Raw genomic sequence first — 2045 nt, 5'->3', positions numbered from 1 at the left:
TTGGTGAGCTTCCCCTTGGACGACCAGTACATGGGCAGGTAGAAGCCCGAGTAGAACAGGAACGACTCCAGCAGGGTGGAGGCCACCTTGCGCATCGCCGGTTCCTCGCCACGGTAGTAGTCCATGACGATGGTGGCCTTCTTCTGCAGGTTCTCGTTCTCCACCGACCAGCGGAAGGCGTCGTCGATCTCGGCCGTCGAGCACAGCGTCGAGAAGATCGACGAGTAGCTCTTGGCGTGCACCGACTCCATGAACGCGATGTTCGTGTACACGGCCTCCTCGTGCGGGGTGACCGCATCGGGGATCAGCGAGACCGCCCCGACGGTGCCCTGAATGGTGTCGAGCAGGGTCAGGCCGGTGAACACGCGCATCGTCAGCTGCTGTTCCAGCGCGGTCAGCGTCGCCCACGAGGGCACGTCGTTGGACAGCGGCACCTTCTCCGGCAACCAGAAGTTGCTCGTCAGCCGGTTCCACACCTCCAGGTCCTTGTCGTCGTGGATGCGGTTCCAGTTGATCGCCTGGACGTGGTCGATGAGCTTGAGCTTGTCGGTCATTGTCTTCGTTTCGAATCGGGTATGCGGTTACAGCATGCAGCTGACGCACTCGGACATGTCGGTGCCTTCGAGCGCCATCTGCCGCAGGCGGATGTAGTAGATCGTCTTGATTCCCTTGCGCCAGGCGTAGATCTGCGCCTTGTTGATGTCGCGCGTGGTCGCGGTGTCCTTGAAGAACAGGGTCAGCGACAGGCCCTGGTCGACGTGCTGGGTGGCGGCCGCGTAGGTGTCGATGATCTTCTCGTAGCCGATCTCGTACGCGTCTTCGTAGTACTCCAGGTTGTCGTTGTTCATGAACGGCGCCGGGTAGTAGACGCGACCGATCTTGCCCTCCTTGCGGATCTCGATCTTGGAGGCGATCGGGTGGATCGAGCTTGTCGAGTTGTTGATGTAGGAGATCGAGCCGGTCGGCGGCACCGCCTGCAGGTTCTGGTTGTAGATGCCGTGCGCCTGCACGCTCTCCTTGAGCATGCGCCAGTCGTCCTGCGTCGGGATGCGCACGCCCGCCTCGGCGAACAGTTCACGGACGCGCTCGGTCTCCGGCTCCCAGGCCTGCTCGGTGTACTTGTTGAAGAACTCCCCCGAGGCGTACGCGCTGTCGGCGAAGCCGTCGAAGGACTGCCCCTTCTCGATCGCGAGCGCGTTCGAGGCGCGCAGCGCGTGGAAGGCGACGGTGTAGAAGTAGATGTTCGTGAAGTCGATGCCCTCCTCGCTGCCGTAGTGGATGCGCTCGCGGGCGAGGTAGCCGTGCAGGTTCATCTGCCCGAGGCCGATCGCGTGCGAGCGGTCGTTGCCGTCCTCGACGCTGCGCACCGAGGAGATGTGGCTCATCTCGCTGACGGCGGTCAGCCCGCGGATGGCCGTCTCGACGCTGCGGCCGAAGTCCGGCGAGTCCATCGTCATGGCGATGTTGAGGCTGCCGAGGTTGCAGGAGATGTCTTTGCCGATCTCGTCGTACGAGAGGTCGTCGTTGTAGCTCGTTGGGGTGTTGACCTGCAGGATCTCCGAGCACAGGTTCGACATGTTGATCCGGCCGGCGATCGGGTTGGCCCGGTTCACCGTGTCCTCGAACATGATGTAGGGGTAGCCAGATTCGAACTGGATCTCCGCGAGGGTCTGGAAGAACTCCCGCGCCTTGATCTTCGACTTGCGGATGCGCGAATCGTCGACCATCTCGTGGTACTTCTCGGTCACCGAGATGTCTCCGAACGGCACCCCGTAGACGCGCTCGACGTCGTAGGGCGAGAACAGGTACATGTCCTCGTCCTTCTTCGCCAGCTCGAAGGTCACGTCGGGGATGACGACACCGAGCGAGAGGGTCTTGATGCGGATCTTCTCGTCCGCGTTCTCGCGCTTGGTGTCGAGGAAGCGCATGATGTCCGGGTGGTGCGCCGAGAGGTACACGGCCCCCGCACCCTGCCGTGCACCGAGCTGGTTGGCGTAGCTGAAGCTGTCTTCGAGCAGCTTCATCACGGGGATGATCCCGGAGGA

At 62.5% G+C, this 2045-nt stretch carries 2 protein-coding genes; both read right to left on the bottom strand.

Features of this window, described 5'->3' with window-relative positions; all coding sequences use genetic code 11:
- On the bottom strand, positions 1–554 hold a 554-nt coding region (locus ACK5IN_RS02485; protein ID WP_416894649.1), incomplete at its 3' end, for a ribonucleotide-diphosphate reductase subunit beta.
- A gap of 27 nt (positions 555–581) precedes the next feature.
- Positions 582–2045, bottom strand: a 1464-nt coding sequence (gene nrdE / locus ACK5IN_RS02480; protein WP_416894648.1) for a class 1b ribonucleoside-diphosphate reductase subunit alpha, incomplete at its 5' end; no start/stop codon positions are given.

It is taken from the genome of Microbacterium sp. (genome assembly GCF_047971895.1).
Classification (GTDB): domain Bacteria; phylum Actinomycetota; class Actinomycetes; order Actinomycetales; family Microbacteriaceae; genus Microbacterium.
The sequence above is the reverse complement of the archived record's forward strand: the minus strand, read 5'-3'. Positions and strand labels throughout refer to the sequence as shown.